This window comes from Frankia sp. AgPm24, from assembly GCF_023243055.1.
Taxonomy (GTDB): domain Bacteria; phylum Actinomycetota; class Actinomycetes; order Frankiales; family Frankiaceae; genus Frankia; species Frankia umida.
In genome coordinates this window covers 1-964 of sequence record NZ_JALKFW010000071.1, presented here as the reverse complement: position 1 = coordinate 964, position 964 = coordinate 1, and the positions used below count along the sequence as shown (strand labels likewise).

Sequence of the window (964 nt, the reverse complement as noted above, 5' to 3'; positions counted from 1 at the left end):
TCGACGTGCCGCGTGCGCTGATTACCGGGATTACCGGGCAGGACGGGTTGTATCTGGGTGAGTTGTTGACCGCGAAGGGTTATGAGGTGTTCGGGTTGGTTCGGGGGCAGTCGAACCCGAAGGTGGCGGTGGTGGAGCGGGTGGTGCCGGGGGTGGTGTTGTTGGAGGGGGATCTGACGGATCTGTCGTCGTTGATCGGTGCGGTGGAGATCTCGCAGCCGGACGAGGTGTACAACCTTGGGGCGATCTCGTTCGTCGGACTGTCGTGGAAGCAGGCGGAGCTGACGGGGGAGACGACGGGGATGGGGGTGTTGCGGTTGTTGGAGGCGTTGCGGATCGCGGGTGGTAACGACATGTCGCGGGTGCGGTTCTATCAGGCGTCGTCGTCGGAGATGTTCGGGAAGGTGCGGGAGACGCCGCAGCGGGAGACGACGCCGTTTCATCCGCGGTCGCCGTACGGGGTGGCGAAGACGTTCGGTCATTATCTGACGGTGAACTACCGTGAGTCGTACGGTGCGTTTGCGTGTTCGGGGTTGCTGTTCAATCACGAGTCGCCGCGGCGGGGTATCGAGTTCGTGACGCGGAAGGTGACGCGGGCGGTGGCGCGGATTTCGCTGGGGTTGCAGGATTCGTTGACACTGGGGAATCTTGAGTCGCGGCGGGACTGGGGTTTCGCGGGGGATTATGTGGAGGCGATGTGGTTGATGTTGCAGCAGGAGTCGCCGGATGACTATGTGGTGGCGACGGGGAAGACGCATAGTATTCGTGAGTTGTTGGATGCGGCGTTCGGGCGGGTGGGGATAGCGGACTGGTCGGGGTTGGTGCGTCAGGATCCGCGGTTCTTCCGGCCGGCGGAGGTGGATGTGCTGGTGGGGGATGCGTCGAAGGCGCGGGAGGTGTTGGGGTGGCAGCCGCGGGTGGCCTTCGAGGAGCTGGTCGCGATGATGGTCGACAACGACCTCGC

1 protein-coding gene is annotated in these 964 nt (G+C 63.9%); it reads left to right on the top strand.

What is annotated here, in order from left to right; translation table 11 throughout:
* Positions 1 to 5: 5 nt before the first annotated feature.
* The coding region (gene gmd / locus MXD61_RS05685) for a GDP-mannose 4,6-dehydratase (RefSeq protein ID WP_248811791.1) at positions 6 to 964 on the top strand (959 nt) is incomplete at its 3' end.